Origin of the sequence: Enterobacter sp. BIDMC 30 (assembly GCF_000534355.1) — a bacterium.
Lineage (GTDB): Bacteria > Pseudomonadota > Gammaproteobacteria > Enterobacterales > Enterobacteriaceae > Enterobacter > Enterobacter ludwigii.
Genome location: NZ_KI973169.1, coordinates 1,427,381 through 1,446,509 on the forward strand (window position 1 = coordinate 1,427,381; position 19,129 = coordinate 1,446,509).

Annotated in this window: 12 protein-coding genes, 1 tRNA gene and 3 rRNA genes; 8 read left to right on the forward strand and 8 right to left on the reverse strand. The window is 53.7% G+C overall.

The genetic code is table 11. From position 1 onward, the window contains the following. Positions 1 to 114: 114 nt before the first annotated feature. The 5 genes from L466_RS15455 (at position 115) to L466_RS15435 (ending at position 6,642) form a co-directional block, all read left to right on the forward strand. A 16S ribosomal RNA gene (locus L466_RS15455) occupies positions 115 to 1,654 on the forward strand. An 85-nt stretch (positions 1,655 to 1,739) separates the two neighbouring features. Next, positions 1,740 to 1,815: transfer RNA gene (locus tag L466_RS15450), tRNA-Glu, on the forward strand. Between the two features lie 192 nt (positions 1,816 to 2,007). Further along, positions 2,008 to 4,913: ribosomal RNA gene (locus tag L466_RS15445) — 23S ribosomal RNA — on the forward strand. Positions 4,914 to 4,975: 62 nt separating this feature from the next. Then, positions 4,976 to 5,091, forward strand: a 5S ribosomal RNA gene (rrf, locus tag L466_RS15440). The 16S, 23S and 5S rRNA genes sit together here with 1 tRNA gene alongside, the layout of an rRNA operon. 255 nt (positions 5,092 to 5,346) lie before the next feature. Further along, positions 5,347 to 6,642, forward strand: coding sequence for an MFS transporter (locus L466_RS15435; protein ID WP_025203439.1), 1,296 nt, complete (start codon positions 5,347 to 5,349; stop codon positions 6,640 to 6,642). Here L466_RS15435 and L466_RS15430 read toward each other — a convergent pair. The 5 genes from L466_RS15430 to trxC form a co-directional block, all read right to left on the reverse strand. Beyond that, positions 6,639 to 6,962 (reverse strand): YfiM family lipoprotein, encoded by a 324-nt coding sequence (locus tag L466_RS15430; protein WP_014171230.1) that lies wholly within the window; start codon positions 6,960 to 6,962, stop codon positions 6,639 to 6,641. The two genes, L466_RS15435 and L466_RS15430, sit on opposite strands and share 4 nt — an antisense overlap. A 45-nt stretch (positions 6,963 to 7,007) precedes the next feature. Next, positions 7,008 to 8,363 carry a CDP-diacylglycerol--serine O-phosphatidyltransferase gene (pssA, locus tag L466_RS15425; protein WP_032680475.1) on the reverse strand — a complete coding sequence of 452 codons (1,356 nt, stop codon included), beginning with the start codon at positions 8,361 to 8,363 and terminating at the stop codon, positions 7,008 to 7,010. A gap of 110 nt (positions 8,364 to 8,473) precedes the next feature. Further along, positions 8,474 to 11,137 carry a bifunctional acetate--CoA ligase family protein/GNAT family N-acetyltransferase gene (gene pat, locus L466_RS15420; RefSeq protein WP_025203442.1) on the reverse strand — a complete coding sequence of 888 codons (2,664 nt, stop codon included), beginning with the start codon at positions 11,135 to 11,137 and terminating at the stop codon, positions 8,474 to 8,476. A gap of 35 nt (positions 11,138 to 11,172) precedes the next feature. Beyond that, positions 11,173 to 11,871, reverse strand: coding sequence for a tRNA-uridine aminocarboxypropyltransferase (gene tapT, locus L466_RS15415; RefSeq protein WP_032680476.1), 699 nt, complete (start codon positions 11,869 to 11,871; stop codon positions 11,173 to 11,175). A 69-nt stretch (positions 11,872 to 11,940) separates the two neighbouring features. Continuing rightward, a complete protein-coding gene (gene trxC / locus L466_RS15410; RefSeq protein WP_014171226.1) occupies positions 11,941 to 12,360 on the reverse strand; it encodes a thioredoxin TrxC in 420 nt (139 codons plus the stop codon). Between the two features lie 204 nt (positions 12,361 to 12,564). Between trxC and L466_RS15405 the strand changes: the two genes are divergently transcribed. Continuing rightward, complete coding sequence (locus tag L466_RS15405; RefSeq protein WP_025203443.1) at positions 12,565 to 13,650, forward strand: tRNA/rRNA methyltransferase; 1,086 nt, start codon at positions 12,565 to 12,567, stop codon at positions 13,648 to 13,650. Between the two features lie 46 nt (positions 13,651 to 13,696). Here the strand turns inward: L466_RS15405 and ung are convergent, their stop codons facing one another. Further along, positions 13,697 to 14,386: a uracil-DNA glycosylase gene (gene ung / locus L466_RS15400; protein ID WP_025203444.1), complete on the reverse strand. Its 690-nt coding sequence runs from the start codon at positions 14,384 to 14,386 to the stop codon at positions 13,697 to 13,699. 314 nt (positions 14,387 to 14,700) lie between these two features. Here ung and grcA point away from each other — a divergent pair, with 314 nt between their 5' ends. After that, positions 14,701 to 15,084, forward strand: a complete 384-nt coding sequence (grcA, locus tag L466_RS15395) for an autonomous glycyl radical cofactor GrcA (protein WP_013098327.1) — start codon at positions 14,701 to 14,703, stop codon at positions 15,082 to 15,084. A gap of 53 nt (positions 15,085 to 15,137) precedes the next feature. On the opposite strand, the gene srmB is transcribed toward grcA, so the two are convergent. Then, positions 15,138 to 16,466 carry an ATP-dependent RNA helicase SrmB gene (srmB, locus tag L466_RS15390; protein WP_020882998.1) on the reverse strand — a complete coding sequence of 443 codons (1,329 nt, stop codon included), beginning with the start codon at positions 16,464 to 16,466 and terminating at the stop codon, positions 15,138 to 15,140. 132 nt (positions 16,467 to 16,598) lie between these two features. Between srmB and L466_RS15385 the strand changes: the two genes are divergently transcribed. Further along, on the forward strand, positions 16,599 to 17,336 hold the full coding sequence (locus L466_RS15385; RefSeq protein WP_032680478.1) for a tRNA(1)(Val) (adenine(37)-N(6))-methyltransferase TrmN: 738 nt from the start codon (positions 16,599 to 16,601) through the stop codon (positions 17,334 to 17,336). Here L466_RS15385 and nadB read toward each other — a convergent pair. After that, positions 17,321 to 18,940, reverse strand: coding sequence for an L-aspartate oxidase (gene nadB, locus L466_RS15380; protein WP_020883000.1), 1,620 nt, complete (start codon positions 18,938 to 18,940; stop codon positions 17,321 to 17,323). The genes L466_RS15385 and nadB overlap by 16 nt on opposite strands. Positions 18,941 to 19,129: the final 189 nt, after the last annotated feature.

The window sequence follows — 19,129 nt, forward strand, 5'->3', positions numbered from 1 at the left end:
TGGGCACTCAAAGTGACATGGATTCTTAATGTCTTCGGACACTAAATGAATACCAAAGTCTCTGAGTGAACATACGTAATTCATTACGAAGTTTAATTCACGAGCATCAAACTTAAATTGAAGAGTTTGATCATGGCTCAGATTGAACGCTGGCGGCAGGCCTAACACATGCAAGTCGAACGGTAGCACAGAGAGCTTGCTCTCGGGTGACGAGTGGCGGACGGGTGAGTAATGTCTGGGAAACTGCCTGATGGAGGGGGATAACTACTGGAAACGGTAGCTAATACCGCATAACGTCGCAAGACCAAAGAGGGGGACCTTCGGGCCTCTTGCCATCAGATGTGCCCAGATGGGATTAGCTAGTAGGTGGGGTAACGGCTCACCTAGGCGACGATCCCTAGCTGGTCTGAGAGGATGACCAGCCACACTGGAACTGAGACACGGTCCAGACTCCTACGGGAGGCAGCAGTGGGGAATATTGCACAATGGGCGCAAGCCTGATGCAGCCATGCCGCGTGTATGAAGAAGGCCTTCGGGTTGTAAAGTACTTTCAGCGGGGAGGAAGGTGTTGCGGTTAATAACCGCAGCAATTGACGTTACCCGCAGAAGAAGCACCGGCTAACTCCGTGCCAGCAGCCGCGGTAATACGGAGGGTGCAAGCGTTAATCGGAATTACTGGGCGTAAAGCGCACGCAGGCGGTCTGTCAAGTCGGATGTGAAATCCCCGGGCTCAACCTGGGAACTGCATTCGAAACTGGCAGGCTAGAGTCTTGTAGAGGGGGGTAGAATTCCAGGTGTAGCGGTGAAATGCGTAGAGATCTGGAGGAATACCGGTGGCGAAGGCGGCCCCCTGGACAAAGACTGACGCTCAGGTGCGAAAGCGTGGGGAGCAAACAGGATTAGATACCCTGGTAGTCCACGCCGTAAACGATGTCGACTTGGAGGTTGTGCCCTTGAGGCGTGGCTTCCGGAGCTAACGCGTTAAGTCGACCGCCTGGGGAGTACGGCCGCAAGGTTAAAACTCAAATGAATTGACGGGGGCCCGCACAAGCGGTGGAGCATGTGGTTTAATTCGATGCAACGCGAAGAACCTTACCTACTCTTGACATCCAGAGAACTTTCCAGAGATGGATTGGTGCCTTCGGGAACTCTGAGACAGGTGCTGCATGGCTGTCGTCAGCTCGTGTTGTGAAATGTTGGGTTAAGTCCCGCAACGAGCGCAACCCTTATCCTTTGTTGCCAGCGGTCCGGCCGGGAACTCAAAGGAGACTGCCAGTGATAAACTGGAGGAAGGTGGGGATGACGTCAAGTCATCATGGCCCTTACGAGTAGGGCTACACACGTGCTACAATGGCGCATACAAAGAGAAGCGAACTCGCGAGAGCAAGCGGACCTCATAAAGTGCGTCGTAGTCCGGATTGGAGTCTGCAACTCGACTCCATGAAGTCGGAATCGCTAGTAATCGTAGATCAGAATGCTACGGTGAATACGTTCCCGGGCCTTGTACACACCGCCCGTCACACCATGGGAGTGGGTTGCAAAAGAAGTAGGTAGCTTAACCTTCGGGAGGGCGCTTACCACTTTGTGATTCATGACTGGGGTGAAGTCGTAACAAGGTAACCGTAGGGGAACCTGCGGTTGGATCACCTCCTTACCTTAAAGAACCTGCCTTTGTAGTGTCCACACAGATTGTCTGATGAAAAGTAAATAGCAAGGCGTCTTGCGATTGAGACTTCAGTGTCCCCTTCGTCTAGAGGCCCAGGACACCGCCCTTTCACGGCGGTAACAGGGGTTCGAATCCCCTAGGGGACGCCACTTGCTGGTTCGTGAGTGAAAGTCACCTGCCGACATATCTCAAAACTCATCTTCGGGTGACGTTTGAGATATTTGCTCTTTAAAAATCTGGATCAAGCTGAAAATTGAAACGACACACAGCTAATGTGTGTTCGAGTCTCTCAAATTTTCGCAAACCGGTGATGAATCGAAAGAAACATCTTCGGGTTGTGAGGTTAAGCGACTAAGCGTACACGGTGGATGCCCTGGCAGTCAGAGGCGATGAAGGACGTGCTAATCTGCGAAAAGCGCCGGCGAGGTGATATGAACCTTTGACCCGGCGATGTCCGAATGGGGAAACCCAGTGTGTTCCGACACACTATCGTTAACTGAATACATAGGTTAACGAGGCGAACCGGGGGAACTGAAACATCTAAGTACCCCGAGGAAAAGAAATCAACCGAGATTCCCCCAGTAGCGGCGAGCGAACGGGGAGCAGCCCAGAGTCTGAATCAGCTTGTGTGTTAGTGGAAGCGTCTGGAAAGTCGCACGGTACAGGGTGAAAGTCCCGTACACGAAAATGCACAGGCTGTGAACTCGAAGAGTAGGGCGGGACACGTGGTATCCTGTCTGAATATGGGGGGACCATCCTCCAAGGCTAAATACTCCTGACTGACCGATAGTGAACCAGTACCGTGAGGGAAAGGCGAAAAGAACCCCGGCGAGGGGAGTGAAAAAGAACCTGAAACCGTGTACGTACAAGCAGTGGGAGCCTCTTTATGGGGTGACTGCGTACCTTTTGTATAATGGGTCAGCGACTTATATTCTGTAGCAAGGTTAACCGTATAGGGGAGCCGAAGGGAAACCGAGTCTTAACTGGGCGTTAAGTTGCAGGGTATAGACCCGAAACCCGGTGATCTAGCCATGGGCAGGTTGAAGGTTGGGTAACACTAACTGGAGGACCGAACCGACTAATGTTGAAAAATTAGCGGATGACTTGTGGCTGGGGGTGAAAGGCCAATCAAACCGGGAGATAGCTGGTTCTCCCCGAAAGCTATTTAGGTAGCGCCTCGTGAACTCATCTTCGGGGGTAGAGCACTGTTTCGGCTAGGGGGCCATCCCGGCTTACCAACCCGATGCAAACTACGAATACCGAAGAATGTTATCACGGGAGACACACGGCGGGTGCTAACGTCCGTCGTGAAGAGGGAAACAACCCAGACCGCCAGCTAAGGTCCCAAAGTCATGGTTAAGTGGGAAACGATGTGGGAAGGCACAGACAGCCAGGATGTTGGCTTAGAAGCAGCCATCATTTAAAGAAAGCGTAATAGCTCACTGGTCGAGTCGGCCTGCGCGGAAGATGTAACGGGGCTAAACCATGCACCGAAGCTGCGGCAGCGACGCTTATGCGTTGTTGGGTAGGGGAGCGTTCTGTAAGCCGTTGAAGGTGTCCTGTGAGGGGTGCTGGAGGTATCAGAAGTGCGAATGCTGACATAAGTAACGATAAAGCGGGTGAAAAGCCCGCTCGCCGGAAGACCAAGGGTTCCTGTCCAACGTTAATCGGGGCAGGGTGAGTCGACCCCTAAGGCGAGGCCGAAAGGCGTAGTCGATGGGAAACAGGTTAATATTCCTGTACTTGGTGTTACTGCGAAGGGGGGACGGAGAAGGCTATGTTAGCCGGGCGACGGTTGTCCCGGTTTAAGCATGTAGGCGGAGGTTCCAGGTAAATCCGGTTCCTTGTTAACGCTGAGGTGTGATGACGAGGCACTACGGTGCTGAAGTAACAAATGCCCTGCTTCCAGGAAAAGCCTCTAAGCATCAGGTAACACGAAATCGTACCCCAAACCGACACAGGTGGTCAGGTAGAGAATACCAAGGCGCTTGAGAGAACTCGGGTGAAGGAACTAGGCAAAATGGTGCCGTAACTTCGGGAGAAGGCACGCTGATATGTAGGTGAAGCCCCTGCGGGTGGAGCTGAAATCAGTCGAAGATACCAGCTGGCTGCAACTGTTTATTAAAAACACAGCACTGTGCAAACACGAAAGTGGACGTATACGGTGTGACGCCTGCCCGGTGCCGGAAGGTTAATTGATGGGGTTAGCGGTAACGCGAAGCTCTTGATCGAAGCCCCGGTAAACGGCGGCCGTAACTATAACGGTCCTAAGGTAGCGAAATTCCTTGTCGGGTAAGTTCCGACCTGCACGAATGGCGTAATGATGGCCAGGCTGTCTCCACCCGAGACTCAGTGAAATTGAACTCGCTGTGAAGATGCAGTGTACCCGCGGCAAGACGGAAAGACCCCGTGAACCTTTACTATAGCTTGACACTGAACACTGGTCCTTGATGTGTAGGATAGGTGGGAGGCTTTGAAGCGTGGACGCCAGTCTGCGTGGAGCCAACCTTGAAATACCACCCTTTAATGGCTGGTGTTCTAACGTAGACCCGTGATCCGGGTTGCGGACAGTGTCTGGTGGGTAGTTTGACTGGGGCGGTCTCCTCCCAAAGAGTAACGGAGGAGCACGAAGGTTAGCTAATCCTGGTCGGACATCAGGAGGTTAGTGCAATGGCATAAGCTAGCTTGACTGCGAGAGTGACGGCTCGAGCAGGTGCGAAAGCAGGTCATAGTGATCCGGTGGTTCTGAATGGAAGGGCCATCGCTCAACGGATAAAAGGTACTCCGGGGATAACAGGCTGATACCGCCCAAGAGTTCATATCGACGGCGGTGTTTGGCACCTCGATGTCGGCTCATCACATCCTGGGGCTGAAGTAGGTCCCAAGGGTATGGCTGTTCGCCATTTAAAGTGGTACGCGAGCTGGGTTTAGAACGTCGTGAGACAGTTCGGTCCCTATCTGCCGTGGGCGCTGGAGAATTGAGGGGGGCTGCTCCTAGTACGAGAGGACCGGAGTGGACGCATCACTGGTGTTCGGGTTGTCATGCCAATGGCACTGCCCGGTAGCTAAATGCGGAAGAGATAAGTGCTGAAAGCATCTAAGCACGAAACTTGCCCCGAGATGAGTTCTCCCTGAGACTTTAAGTCTCCTGAAGGAACGTTGAAGACTACGACGTTGATAGGTCGGGTGTGTAAGCGCAGCGATGCGTTGAGCTAACCGATACTAATGAACCGTGAGGCTTAACCTTACAACGCCGAAGATGTTTTGGCGATGAGAGAGATTTTCAGCTGATACAGATTACAGAATTTGCCTGGCGGCTTTAGCGCGGTGGTCCCACCTGACCCCATGCCGAACTCAGAAGTGAAACGCCGTAGCGCCGATGGTAGTGTGGGGTCTCCCCATGTGAGAGTAGGGAACTGCCAGGCATCAATTAAAAGAACCCCGTACCGTATGGTGCGGGGTTTTTTGCTTTGGGTTTTTCCCGCCGCCGGAGACGGCATCAGACTGCACACCGCCACACCAGCCAACGACCCTTAGTCTTTATCCTATAACTTACCTTGCTAACAGAAAATGTGATCTTACTCTCAATGTTATTTATAACAAAATAATAACATTTGCTTTACAAGATCGTGAGTTCTCAGGACTCAGCATGCCGTTTTTATGGCAGGAGCATAATCACAATGACAGAAAGCATAACATCGAACGGGACGCTGGCTGCCAGTGATTCCCGTAGAAGGGTATGGGCAATCGTCAGTGCCTCTTCAGGGAACCTGGTGGAATGGTTCGACTTTTACGTCTACTCATTCTGTTCACTTTACTTCGCACATATCTTCTTCCCGTCCGGTAACACCACCACACAGCTTCTGCAAACGGCGGGCGTATTTGCTGCGGGCTTCTTAATGCGCCCCATTGGTGGATGGTTGTTTGGACGGATCGCAGACCGTCGAGGACGTAAGGCATCCATGCTGATTTCGGTCTGCATGATGTGCTTTGGCTCGCTGGTGATCGCCTGTCTCCCCGGTTATGACGCTATCGGGACATGGGCGCCGGCTCTTTTGCTACTGGCTCGTCTGTTCCAGGGGCTTTCTGTTGGAGGAGAATACGGTACCAGCGCCACTTACATGAGTGAAATTGCCCTTGAGGGCCGGAAAGGGTTTTACGCCTCTTTCCAGTACGTCACGCTTATTGGTGGCCAGCTTCTGGCCATTCTGGTGGTGGTTATTCTGCAGCAGGTCCTTACCGACAGCCAGCTTCATGAGTGGGGATGGCGAATTCCTTTCGCGATGGGCGCTGTACTGGCGGTCGTCGCACTCTGGTTGCGTCGTCAGTTGGATGAAACCTCGCAAAAAGAGGTCCGGGCGCTGAAGGAGGCGGGGTCGTTTAAAGGGCTGTGGCGTAACCGCAAAGCTTTCCTGATGGTTCTCGGGTTCACCGCGGGCGGTTCTCTCAGCTTTTACACCTTCACCACCTACATGCAAAAATATCTGGTGAACACCACGGGCATGCACGCCAACGTCGCCAGCGCTATCATGACCGCCGCGTTGTTCGTCTTTATGCTGATTCAGCCACTTATTGGCGCGCTCTCCGATAAAATAGGGCGTCGCACATCAATGCTGATCTTTGGCGGCATGTCCGCGTTATGTACTGTTCCCATTTTAACTGCGCTTCAGCACGTTTCCTCACCGTATGCCGCCTTTGGTCTGGTCATGCTGGCGATGGTCATTGTCAGTTTTTACACATCGATCAGTGGGATCCTGAAGGCTGAGATGTTCCCGGCACAGGTACGCGCTTTGGGGGTAGGGCTTTCTTATGCGGTCGCCAATGCGCTGTTCGGTGGCTCTGCGGAGTACGTCGCGCTGTCGCTTAAATCATGGGGAACGGAAACAACTTTCTTCTGGTACGTGACGGTGATGGGGGCACTGGCCTTTATTGTCTCCCTGATGTTGCATCGAAAGGGTAAAGGTATTCGTCTCTAATAGCGAGCCATCTGCCACACGGCATAGCCGGTCGTGGCACCGGCTACGTCCCAGGCAAAGTCTTTCCAGCTCCAGCCGCTCCCCGCGGGGCGGCTATCCCACAGTTCTTTTGAAGCCCCAAGGCTTACAGAGAACATCAGGCCGATTGCCGCACTACGATCCCGACTGTACCCCTGATGTTGTGCATACTCATTACCGGCAGCGGACAACATCGCGGAGGCGAGAAAGTGTTGCGCTTTATCCTGCCCGGACCAGCTATCGTTAGCCATATGGCTACAGCCACTGAGAAAGAGAGCACTCAGCAAGAGAAGAATACGCATTAGCGGACTCCAAAAAAAAGCCCTGTCGCTGACAGGGCCTGGACATCACAGAATACGGCTGATAAGTCTGTCAATACGGATTCGACGCAGGCGACGAATAAGCTTGCGGACTTTCACCGGGTAATCGGCAATGCTCTGCAGTGCACGGTAATGCTGAACCACAGTGGTATGCGTGCGAATAAGCTCGAGCTCACGTTCACGACTGGTCGCTAACTCATGTTTCGGGTCATGGATCAGGATGGCATTTTCGAGATCCAGACGCCAGGCGCGAGGGTTGAGGTTATTGCCCGTAAGCAGCATCCATTCATCGTCAACCCACATCCCTTTCAGATGATAACTGTTGTCTTCATCTTTCCACAGACGCACGACCAGCTGGTCAGTGTTAACGTAATACTGTAAACGGCTCAGGAAACGGCGCAGGTTAATCTCATAGAGATAAGGGAGGGCACCGATAATCTTGAACGGTTGATCTTCAGGAATAAAGAAGTCGTTAGCCGTTTTGTCACCGACGATAATTTCAACTTTTTTACCATCACGCAGCAGCTGAATGATATTACGCACCAGCACGGCGGGAAGGTTGAAGTAAGGGGTGCAGATGATGAGTTTCTGCTCCGCACACGGCATCAGGTGGAAAATCGTTTTGTTCAGCAGGCTTGATTTGCCTAACCCCACCAGCGGTGTAACGGATAGCTCTTCGTTATTGGCATCGCCCTGGAAATGGTAGACCGCATCACGCAGTTCCTGGCGGAACGCGCGGATATCATTTTTAATTTCCGGGCTTTTAGGACGGTGTGGATCGTCAAGACGATTTACGCCGCGACCCTGCACTAAGTTCTTATCAACCCAGTTAAACATGATATCCGCCATCTGCGGATTACGAACCAGATGGTAACGGTCATATCGATATTTATCGAGCTGATGGAGGTAAACATCATTCAGGCTCGCGCCGCTGTACAGCACGCTGTCATCAATGATGAACCCTTTGAAATGGAGGACGCCGAGCGCTTCTCGGGTATTTACAGGTACGCCGTAAACGGGCACATCGACGCCAGGATTTTCCTGCGCCGTGCGGCAATACCAGTCAGCATTGGTGTTTGAAGCAGCAGCGCCTATACGGCCACGCTGAGCGCGGTGCCAGTCGACCAGCACGCGAACATCCAGTTCCGGACGTTGACGCTTGGCTTCATAGAGCGCATTTAAGATCGCGCGCCCACCTTCATCTTGTTCAAGATACAGGGCCACAATGCAAATGCGACGCGTAGCGCCGGCAATCTTTTCCAGAAGCGTCTCCCGAAAATGGGCGGGAGCGTAAAAGAACTCTACATCATCAACTGACTGAGAAATCTTCGGTAGTTGAGCAAGGTGTTGTTGATGTTTATTACGCTTAAATTTTGACAACATCACAGTGCGTTTCTTCTCTGTTCATTGAAGGGTTGTCTGTACCATGCAAACAACATAAGCGGACAATGATACCACCAGTCCCGTCCAAAGTGGGTAACATTTCCAGTAGCTTACTCGGCTTTATCCGCTGATATCAGGCTCAGGGATAAGGCCACAATACCTTCGTCCAGCTGAATATCAACGTCAAATCCAAGTTTTCGCGCCAGGGTCACCATACCGCGATTGTTAGGCATAGTAATGCCATTGAGGCGTAACAATCCGTGATCTCGCGTATAACTGATGAGTTTTTCCAGCAGCCGTCGCCCCAGACCCAACCCTTTCAGATCGGAGCGCACCAGCACAGCAAACTCCGCATCAACATTATCCGGGTCGGAAATAGCACGCGTAACGCCGAGGATCTCATCGCCCTTATCGGAACGACGAACGGCGACAAATGCCATTTCTCGATCGTAGTCGATCTGGGTCATATTGGCTAAATCATCGTGGGTAAATTCGTTGATTTCGCTAAAATAGCGATAGTAAAGATCCTCTTTCGTTACCTGAGAGATGAACGTGCGAAGCTGCGGTTCATCTTCCGGCAGGATAGGGCGGAACAACGCGCGCTCCCCGTTTTTCATCTCCACCCACTCCTCCAGCTGCAGAGGATACGGGCGGATCGCAAGGCGGCTCTCTCTGTCACCCTCGAAAGGCGCGATATCCAGTGTGACGTCCAGGGCCGTAAACTCACTGCCGGAGGCGAGCAGCGGGTGGATGTCCAGCCGCTGGATCTCCGCGCAATCAACAATCAGATTAGACACCTGCACCAGGAACTGACTCAACCCGGCAATATCAAGAGGGCGCAGCGCGCTTCGGCCCCGGATTTTTTTGCTTTTGATGGCCTGAATGATCAGATAGCGCGCCAGGTTCATGTTCAGTGGTGGCAAAGCCACGACCGCCTGCTCCTCAGGACGCCACTCGACGCCGCCTTCCCCCAGCATGATAAGCGGGCCAAAGACAGGATCGTATTCAACCACCACGCGCAGCTCCTGAGCGCCAGCGCGATTAGCCATGCTTTGCACCAGCAGCCCGTGGATCCGCGCCTGAGGCCAGGCCATTTTGACCCGGTCGAATATGGCATCAGCGGCTTGCTGTACCTCGGTCGCAGTCCGCAGGTATAACATCACCCCCTGGACATCAGACTTATGCGGGATGTCCGGTGAGCGAAGCTTGAGGGCAACGGGATAGCCAATCTGTTCGGCAATATGCACGGCTTCGGCGCTGTCGCCGGCAATCCAGGTGGGCAGGGTTTGCATCCCGTAACTGCCCAGAATCGGCTGCACTTCGTGCGTATCAAGCGAGGTGGCTCCCTCTTCGATAGCCTGCTGTAAAAGCCGATGAACATCGGCCGTGTTCGCCGTCAGGTTACCCGGTAAAGCCGGGGTTTCACGGAGCTGCTTCTGGTTGCGGCGATACTCCACCATATGCATAAACGCCGTAATCGTGCCTTCCGGAGTGCGGTAGGTGGGCAGACCGGCTTCACTGAACAGGCGTCGTGCCTCCTGGGAAGAGAACTCACCGCACCAGTTGGTCAGCAGAGTGACATATTTACCACGAGGATGGTTCCGGACGGCGTCAATCAGTGCGCGCGCGCTTTCACTCCCGGGAGCGACCGCGCTGGGGGAGTGAATAATCATCAGCGCGTCGAAATCTTGGCTATCCAGTAAAAGGGAGATCGCCCTGATATAGTGATCGCTACTTGCGTCATCGCGCAAATCGAGGGGATTGCCTGGGCTAACGCTTGCCGGCAGCGCCTCTTTCAGGCGTTGTAGCGTCTCCTCACCCAGGGTGGCCAGCTTGCCATTGCGCAGCCACAGTTCATCCAGTGCAAGTGCGGCAGGGGCCGCGCCATTACTGACAATCATTAACTTCTCACCGCGTAATGGACGCATATGGCTTAACGTCTCGACGGCGGAAAAAAGCTCGTGTGTATCCTGAACCCGTAACAAACCTGCGCGTTGAATCGCGGCATCCCAGGCGGGATCCATGCCGGAATGCGACTGCAGCAGACGCTGGGCGGCGGGGCTACGCCCGCTTTTGATCACCAGAATCGGTTTGTTACGGGACGCGCTACGGGAAGCTGATACAAAACGACGGGCGTCGCTCAGGTGCTCAAGATAAAGAAGAATGGCGCTGGTTTTGCTGTCGCGAGCCAGAAAATCGAGCAGTTCATCAACGTCGATGTCCAGGCTGTCACCCAGAGCAATGAAGTAGGAAAACCCCATCTCACGCTGTTGCGCCCAGTCGAGGATCGTGTTCGATACCGCAGCCGATTGCGAAATGAAAGCGAGTTTGCCTTTGCGGATAGGGACCGGGGAGAAGCTGGCATTCAGCCCCTGCCACGGGGCGAGCAGGCCCAGACTGTTTGGCCCAAGAATGCGCATCTGGTAGCGACTGGCGCATGCCAGAAGCTCCGGCTGCTGTTCGGGCGGAGACGAGAGAATAATGCAGGTTTTACATCCTTTCCTGCCGAGCGACTCCAGCAGGGCTGGATTACGTTTCGCATTTGTACACAGGATGGCAAGGTCCGGTATGAAAGGCAGGCTCTGCACGTCCGGCCATGCCAGCACCCCCTGAACAGCCTTATAGGCAGGCGTCACGGGCATGACAGGACCATTAAATCCGCCGGCCAGCAGATTACGCATCATCAGATAGCCTGCGCGGTCCGGTTTCATTGATGCGCCGATAACGGCAATGGATTTAGGACGAAGTAGCGCTTCTAACCCTCGCTGGCTCATGCAGGCCTCCTGTGAATGCAAGCGACCTGATGATTTTAAACGTTTTCTGTCTCAGTTGCTGTGACGCTGCCCTTATGAACGGTTTTTCCTGCCAGGTAGCGTTCACGAAAGCGGGAGAAATGGCTCCCCAGCGCACCTGCCGCGACGGTATCTCCCGCTAAATCCAGAAGGGCAATCGCCACTTCAGCAGTACAGTACTGCCCGTCAGCATGCGCTTCTCGCAGGCGGTAGGCCGAGACGCGGGAAAGGTCGACCGAAATCACCGGCAATGAATCGAGATAAGGACTTTTGCGGAACATTTTTCGCGCTTCGGTCCAGGTTCCGTCCAGCATAATAAAAAGCGGCGGTTTACCAGATGGCGGTGCCGAAAGTACCTGGCGATCTTCGCCAGCATACGAGGCCGGAAATACGACCATTGGCTGATAGTCCGGGTTTGCCACTAAGTCGAGCAGGGCTTGAGGCGGTTCCGTGCGTGACCACTGAAATGCCGCGGTATCCGGCAGAATGTCGGCAATAAGGCGTCCGGTATTGCTGGGTTTCATTGGTTCGGTATCGAACATGACCAGGCAAAAACGACTCTTCGCGGTGCTCGGCGCAAGGGTCTCGCACAGACAAACTTTTAGCGGCAGCAGACAACGCTGACAGCGGCGAATACGATTGCCGCGGGCAAGAAAAGGGCGAGTCGCGCGGGCCAGGCGTGCGGCGCGCAGTTGAAGAACAGCGTTATCAGTCATGGGCGAAGTGCAGGAAAAACCCTATTTTCGCAGAGGAAGGAACGGGGCACAAGATGCGCCCCGTTAATGTTACAGCGATTCGTTTAACCAGCTATCAAACGGTGCTTTAGGAACAGCACCGTTAAGCATGTCGATCACTTCACCATTTTTGAAAATCATGATGGTTGGGATGCTGCGAATACGAAAGCGTGCGCTCAGCTCACGTTCTGCTTCGGTATTGACCTTAACAAAACGCATTTTGCCGCTGCGTTCTTCGGCAACATCCTCGAAGACAGGCGCGAAGCTACGGCACGGACCACACCACGGTGCCCAAAAATCGACAACCACCGGAAGATCGTCCTTGAGGAGTTTGTCCAGCGTAGCACCCGTAGCGTTGATAACATCGCCATCAAACAGTTCATGGCCACAACGCCCGCATTTCGCACCATCTTCAATCCGATCGTCCGGAATGCGATTAAGAGCCTGACAGTTGGCACATACGGTATTCATAACTAACCTCTGATAGAGCCGTGGGACAGCGGCAGAATGCCGATAATGTTTCTAATATGTTACATATTATCATTCAGCCTGTTTGAAACGACAATGCGTTTTATTCAATGAGAACAATAGTCACAGGCTTTTGTACGAATTTATGGCTATGAGCTTGCACATCGGGTAATCTGCGCGCTTCGCGCAGCGCTGGTGGAGAAAAGCATGAACGACGAAATGAAAAACAAAAGCGGCAAGGTCAAAGTGATGTATGTCCGCAGTGATGATGACTCTGATAAACGCACCCAAAATCCGCGTACCGGAAAAGGTGGCGGGCGTCCGGCGTCTTCTCGTGCAGACGGTGGCCGTCGCCCCGCCCGCGATGACAGAAATAACCGCGGTGATGACCGCAAACGTGATGACCGCAAGCGTGACGATCGCAAACGCGATGATTTCTCGCGCGAGGGTTCATCCCCCTGGCGTACCGTTTCTCGCGCCCCTGGTGATGAGGCGCCTGAAAAAGCCGATCACGGCGGTATCAGCGGGAAAAGCTTTATTGACCCGGAAGTGCTGCGCCGTCAGCGTGCAGAAGAGACCCGAGTCTATGGCGAGAACGCCTGCCAGGCGCTGTTCCAGAGCCGTCCTGAGTGCATCGTTCGCGCATGGTTTATCCAGAGCGTAACCCCGCGCTTTAAAGAAGCGCTGCGCTGGATGGCGGCAAACCGTAAAGCCTACCATGTGGTGGATGACGCTGAGCTGACGAAAGCATCAGGCACTGAACACCACGGTGGCGTGTGCTTCCTGATCAAAAAACGTAACGGGACTACCGTACAGCAGTGGGTTAGCCAGGCGGAAGCCGATGACTGCGTGCTGGCGCTTGAAGATGTGGGCAACCCGCATAATCTGGGTGCAATGATGCGTAGCTGCGCGCACTTTGGCGTGAAAGGCGTGCTGTTACAGGATGCCGCGCTGCTGGAATCGGGTGCCGCGATCCGTACCGCAGAGGGCGGGGCAGAGCATGTTCAGCCGATCACCGGCGACAGCGTTCTGGATGCTATTGAGCAGTTCCGTAATGCGGGATATGCCATCGTCACGACCTCCAGCCATGCCGCTACGCCGCTGTTTAAAGCAACACTGCCGCGTAAAATGGTGCTGGTGCTGGGTCAGGAGCGTGATGGCCTGTCGGATGCTGCGCTTTCCAGCGCGGATCTGAGCGTCTCTATCGACGGTACAGGCAATGTTGAAAGTCTGAACGTTTCCGTTGCGACTGGCGTACTGCTGGCGGAATGGTGGCGTCAGAATAAAGCATAATACTGTGCGTCGGATGTGCCCGCTAAAAACGGGCACATCCGCTGCGTTACTCACTCTCAGCCGGTAACACTGGCATCCAGTCAATTGGCGTTTCGCCACGTTTTTCCAGCCACTCGTTCGCCAGAACAAAATGATTACAACCAAAGAAACCACGATGCGCTGACAGCGGTGATGGATGCGGTGCCTTCAGGACATGATGACGCTGCCTGTCGATAATCGCCCCTTTCTTCTGCGCGTGGGAACCCCACAGTAAAAACACCACCCCTTCACGATGCTCGTTGATAAGGCTGATGACTTTATCGGTAAAGGTTTCCCAGCCCAGGCTGGCGTGAGAATGTGCCTGACCGGCACGTACGGTGAGTACCGTATTCAGTAACAGCACGCCCTGGCGCGCCCAGCTTTCCAGATAACCATGAGTGGGCCGGGTAAACCCGGGCACGGTCTTTTCGAGTTCTTTGTACATGTTCAGAAGCGAAGGGGGGATAGCAACCCCAGGACGTACAGAGAAAGCAAGCCCGTGAGCCTGTCCCGGTCCGTGGTAAGGATCCTGGCCGAGGATAACCACTTTCACATCGCTGAGTTCGGTATAGCGAAACGCGTTGAAAACATCTTTTTGTGGCGGATAAATCGTCTGGCCAGACTGCCGCTCTGCCGCAACGGTGCTGAGGGTGTTAATAAAATAGGGCTGCTGTTTCTCTTCTGCCAGCACATCGTGCCAGGTCAACGGTGTCGTCATCTCGCTCTCCTGCGAATCACATTCTGCGCCTAGCTTAACCGCTAAAACCCGGGGTGCAAAATCCCAGGCATAAAATCACCGTAAGTCACTCAATTTATTTTGAATAGATGCGAAAGGAGTTGAGCTGGCGAAGCAATGAAATTGATCTGGAACAATAAAATCAAACCACACTCTTTGTGTGGTTGGTGTTTTTGTTGATTTAAATCAATAAATGACCAGGGTGCGAGTGATATATATACACACAAGAAACAATGGTTTTACCAATTGGCCGCGCGAGGCCGACACCAGTTAATGTAGCCTAAGGGAGGCAACACATGATTACAGGTATCCAGATTACTAAAGCTGCAAATGACGACCTGCTCAACTCTTTCTGGCTGCTGGACAGCGAGAAAAATGAAGCGCGCTGTGTAGTAGCGAAAGCGGGTTTTGCTGAAGATGAAATCGTTCCGGTGAACAAACTGGGCGAAATCGAATACCGTGAAATCCCAATGGAAGTAAAACCGGAAGTGCGCGTTGAAGGTGGTCAGCACCTGAACGTGAACGTGCTGCGTCGTGAAACGCTGGAAGATGCGGTTAAGCACCCGGAAAAATACCCACAGCTGACCATTCGTGTATCAGGTTATGCAGTACGTTTTAACTCTCTGACCCCGGAACAGCAGCGCGACGTTATTGCGCGTACCTTTACTGAAAGCCTGTAAGGTTTCAGTCTCGGGGGTGGAATAAAAAAGCCGGGGTTTTCCCCGGCTTTTTTTTACTCTTCAGTTTTCGTCTCTGGTGCGGCAGAGCTTGGTTTACGGCGTTTACCAATATTCTTGGTATCGCGGTGGCGCTGCTTCACGCGCGGCTTCTCTTTTTCTTTCTCTTTTTTCTCAGCACGTTTTGCGAGCGCTTTTTTAGACGGTTTGCCCGTCATTTTTTCACTCGGTGCACGTGTGGTCGGGCGAAGCTCATCAATAACGCGTGCTTTCAGTGGCTCATCAACGTAGCGGCCAATTTTCTGCAGCAGCAGGTAGTCATGCGCTTCGACCAGAGAGATCGCGATACCTTTGCGTCCGGCACGGCCGGTACGGCCAATGCGGTGCAGATAGGTGTCGCCGCTGCGTGGCATATCGAAGTTAATGACGTGACTGACGTCCGGAATGTCGATCCCGCGTGCAGCAACGTCTGTTGCGACCAGCACGTTCACGCGACCATCAGTCAGACGTTTAATTCCTTCGGTACGCTTAACCTGCGCCATCTCGCCTTCGAGATAGCAGTTATTGATTCCGGCATTACGCAGCATTTCAGCCAGTTCATGCACACGCTCGCGCTTACGCACAAAGACGATGGTACGGGTGGCATCGTCCTGCTTCAGCAGGTGCTTAAGTAACTCAACCTTGTGTTCAAGGTTATCTGCACGGTAATACCACTGGTGGATCTTCTTGCGTTCGCGCGTGGACGGCGTCGCGGAAACTTCCACCGGATCTTCCAGCAGGCGCTCTGCGAAGTCTTTGATCGCGTCCCCTTCAAGGGTGGCAGAGAACAGCATCGTCTGGTTACGCCAGCGTGTCTCACCCGCGATATGTTCGATATCCTGCGCGAAGCCCATGTCCAGCATGCGGTCAGCTTCATCCAGAATCAGTGTTTCTACCGCGCGGCAGTCGAAGTTCTCTTCTTTAATATACTGCAGCAGGCGACCGGTCGTCGCAACGACGATGTCCTGGTTTTCGCTGAACACTTCGGCGTGGTTCATATACGCAACGCCGCCAGTGATCGTGGCGATATCCAGATGGGTATTGGCCGCCAGCTCGCGGGCGTGATCGGCAACCTGCATCGCCAGCTCGCGCGTCGGCGTCAGGATCAAAATACGCGGCGGGCCTGATTTTTTACGTGGAAAATCGAGCAGATGCTGCAACACAGGCAGCAAGTAAGCTGCTGTCTTCCCCGTGCCGGTTGGCGCAGAACCGAGCACATCGCGGCCCTCAAGCGCAGGCGGAATGGCCGCTGCCTGAATGGCGGTCGGGCGTGTAAAGCCTTTGCTCTCAAGTGCATTGAGCAGGCTTTCATCGAGTTCAAGTTCGGAAAAAGTCGTTACAGTCATGTTCTACCTCTGTGTGGGGCGCTGATTATAGACGTTACGGCTGTAATCTTCATCTGTTTGTATGGATATCGCTTTGCGGCCACTTCGCTTTCCCCTATGCTACTCCAGTTTCACTTAGAAGGTTGCCCTGACATGTCTCAACTCAAAGCGCAGTTGCGCCGCGATGGTTTTACGTTTAAACAATTTTTTGTCGCTCACGATCGCTGTGCCATGAAAGTCGGTACAGACGGTATTTTACTGGGTGCCTGGGCACCTGTCGCAGGTGTAAAGCGTATTCTGGATATTGGGACGGGCAGCGGGCTGTTGGCGCTGATGCTGGCGCAACGTACCGAAGCGCATGTCACCATAGATGCGGTGGAGCTTGATGCACAGGCGGCGGAGCAGGCGAGTGAAAATGCGGCTGAATCTCCGTGGGCCGCCCGGATTAACGTAGAATGTGCAGATGTGCTCGACTGGACGCCGGAGCAAACCGCGCGTTACGACCTGATTGTCAGTAATCCTCCCTACTACGCGCCCGGTGTTGAGTGCGGAACGCCTGAGCGTGAACAGGCCCGTTATACCGGCTCCCTCGACCATAAGGCGCTGCTGATCAGTGCCGCAGAACTTATTTCAGAAGAGGGTTTTTTCTGCGTGGTTCTGCCAGAAAGCACCGGCAATGCGTTTATTGGCATAGCGCAAGAGATTGGCTGGAAATTACGTTTACGCACCGATATTGCAGATACCGAAGGGCGATTGCCGCACCGTGTGCTGCTGGCGCTCTCACCCAAAGAAGGTGAATGCTTTAACGACCGAATGGTGATCCGTGGGCCAGACCAGCGTTATTCCGAAGATTACACCGCTCTGACCCAGGCGTTTTATCTGTTTATGTGAACCTGCGGGGAGAGGATCGACGGGCCGGACTCGGCCAGTTGATCGGGGTAGTCGAGGGTATAGTGCAAACCGCGGCTCTCTTTGCGCATCATCGCGCAGCGAACAATCAATTCGGCAACCTGAACCAGATTGCGCAGCTCCAGCAGATTATTGGATACGCGGAAATTGGCATAATATTCATCGATTTCCTGCTGCAGCATCGTGATACGGCGTAATGCGCGTTCAAGACGTTTCGTGGTCCGCACAATCCCGACGTAGTCCCACATAAACAGCCGCAGTTCGTGCCAGTTATGCTGAATAACGACCAGCTCATCCGGGTTCTCCACGCGGCTTTCATCCCAGGCAGGCAGGTTTTCAGTCTGACGGGCGTAAGGCATGCGCTTCGTGATATCTTCCGCGGCAGACCAGCCGTAAACCAGACACTCCAGCAATGAGTTCGACGCCATCCGGTTCGCGCCATGAAGCCCGGTATAACTTACTTCACCGATAGCATACAGGCCATCCACGTCGGTGCGACCGTGATCGTCAACCATTACGCCCCCGCAGGTATAGTGGGCGGCAGGCACGATAGGCACCGAATCGCGGGTTAAATCAATCCCCAGACCCAGCAGCTTTTCGTAGATCATCGGGAAATGCTGGCGGATAAACTCTGCCGGCTTATGGCTGATGTCCAGATACATGCAGTCCACGCCAAGACGCTTCATTTCATGGTCGATGGCGCGGGCAACGATATCGCGCGGTGCCAGCTCGCCCCTGGGGTCAAAGTCCGGCATAAAGCGGGAGCCGTCAGGACGTTTCAGGTATGCGCCTTCACCGCGCAGGGCTTCCGTCAACAGGAAATTACGCGCCTGAGGATGGAACAGGGCGGTCGGGTGAAACTGGTTGAATTCAAGGTTTGCCACGCGACAACCGGCGCGCCAGGCCATGGCGATCCCGTCTCCGGAGGCAATATCGGGGTTGGTGGTATACTGATACACTTTGGATGCACCGCCAGTCGCCAGCACCACGGCCTTCGCCTGACAGGTCTCAACCTTCTCTTTATTGCGATTCCAGACCCAGGCACCCACGACACGACGCGTACCCGGAAGGCCAATCTTGTCGGAAATAATCAGGTCAACGGCATTGCTGCGCTCAAGGACCCGAATGTTAGGATGGCTGAGGGCTTTGCTGACCAGTGTGGTTTCGACTTCTTTACCGGTAGCGTCTGCGGCATGCAGGATACGGCGGTGGCTATGCCCGCCTTCGCGGGTCAGGTGGTAACTCTCTTCACCGTTTGGCTGCACCTGTGTATCAAATAATACGCCCTGATCGATCAACCACTGCACGCAATGACGGGCATTACTGGCCACAAACTCTGCGGCATGTGCATCCACGATCCCGGCCCCGGCAATCAGCGTATCGTCGACATGCGACGCAATGCTGTCTGTCTCATCAAACACGGCGGCAATACCGCCCTGGGCATAAAACGTAGAACCTTCACTTATCGGCCCTTTGCTCAGAACGATAACGCTCTGATGTTCGGCCAGACGCAGTGCCAGGGAGAGACCGGCAGCGCCGCTACCGATGATCAGTACATCACAATGCAGTTCAGGTGTTGTGTTCATGATTTTTGTTTAATTTACTAAACAGTGTTTGGTCAGAATAGCATCCGAATGCGAGATATCGCACGTTTTTTTTGATATGAGTTGTAACCGCTAAACTCGAGGCGGAGGATTAAAACCACGTAAAAGAAAGAAAATATTTTGCGAAGCAGATCGTTAGCGTCAGATTTTGTGGTGAAATAAAGACTGGGT

Coding starts and splice junctions, on each gene's coding strand:
- L466_RS15435 (WP_025203439.1), top strand. CDS start 5,347: ATGACAGAAAGCATAACATCGAACGGGACGCTGGCTGCCAGTGATTCC.
- L466_RS15430 (WP_014171230.1), bottom strand. CDS start 6,962: ATGCGTATTCTTCTCTTGCTGAGTGCTCTCTTTCTCAGTGGCTGTAGC.
- pssA (WP_032680475.1), bottom strand. CDS start 8,363: ATGTTGTCAAAATTTAAGCGTAATAAACATCAACAACACCTTGCTCAA.
- pat (WP_025203442.1), bottom strand. CDS start 11,137: ATGAGCCAGCGAGGGTTAGAAGCGCTACTTCGTCCTAAATCCATTGCC.
- tapT (WP_032680476.1), bottom strand. CDS start 11,871: ATGACTGATAACGCTGTTCTTCAACTGCGCGCCGCACGCCTGGCCCGC.
- trxC (WP_014171226.1), bottom strand. CDS start 12,360: ATGAATACCGTATGTGCCAACTGTCAGGCTCTTAATCGCATTCCGGAC.
- L466_RS15405 (WP_025203443.1), top strand. CDS start 12,565: ATGAACGACGAAATGAAAAACAAAAGCGGCAAGGTCAAAGTGATGTAT.
- ung (WP_025203444.1), bottom strand. CDS start 14,386: ATGACGACACCGTTGACCTGGCACGATGTGCTGGCAGAAGAGAAACAG.
- grcA (WP_013098327.1), top strand. CDS start 14,701: ATGATTACAGGTATCCAGATTACTAAAGCTGCAAATGACGACCTGCTC.
- srmB (WP_020882998.1), bottom strand. CDS start 16,466: ATGACTGTAACGACTTTTTCCGAACTTGAACTCGATGAAAGCCTGCTC.
- L466_RS15385 (WP_032680478.1), top strand. CDS start 16,599: ATGTCTCAACTCAAAGCGCAGTTGCGCCGCGATGGTTTTACGTTTAAA.
- nadB (WP_020883000.1), bottom strand. CDS start 18,940: ATGAACACAACACCTGAACTGCATTGTGATGTACTGATCATCGGTAGC.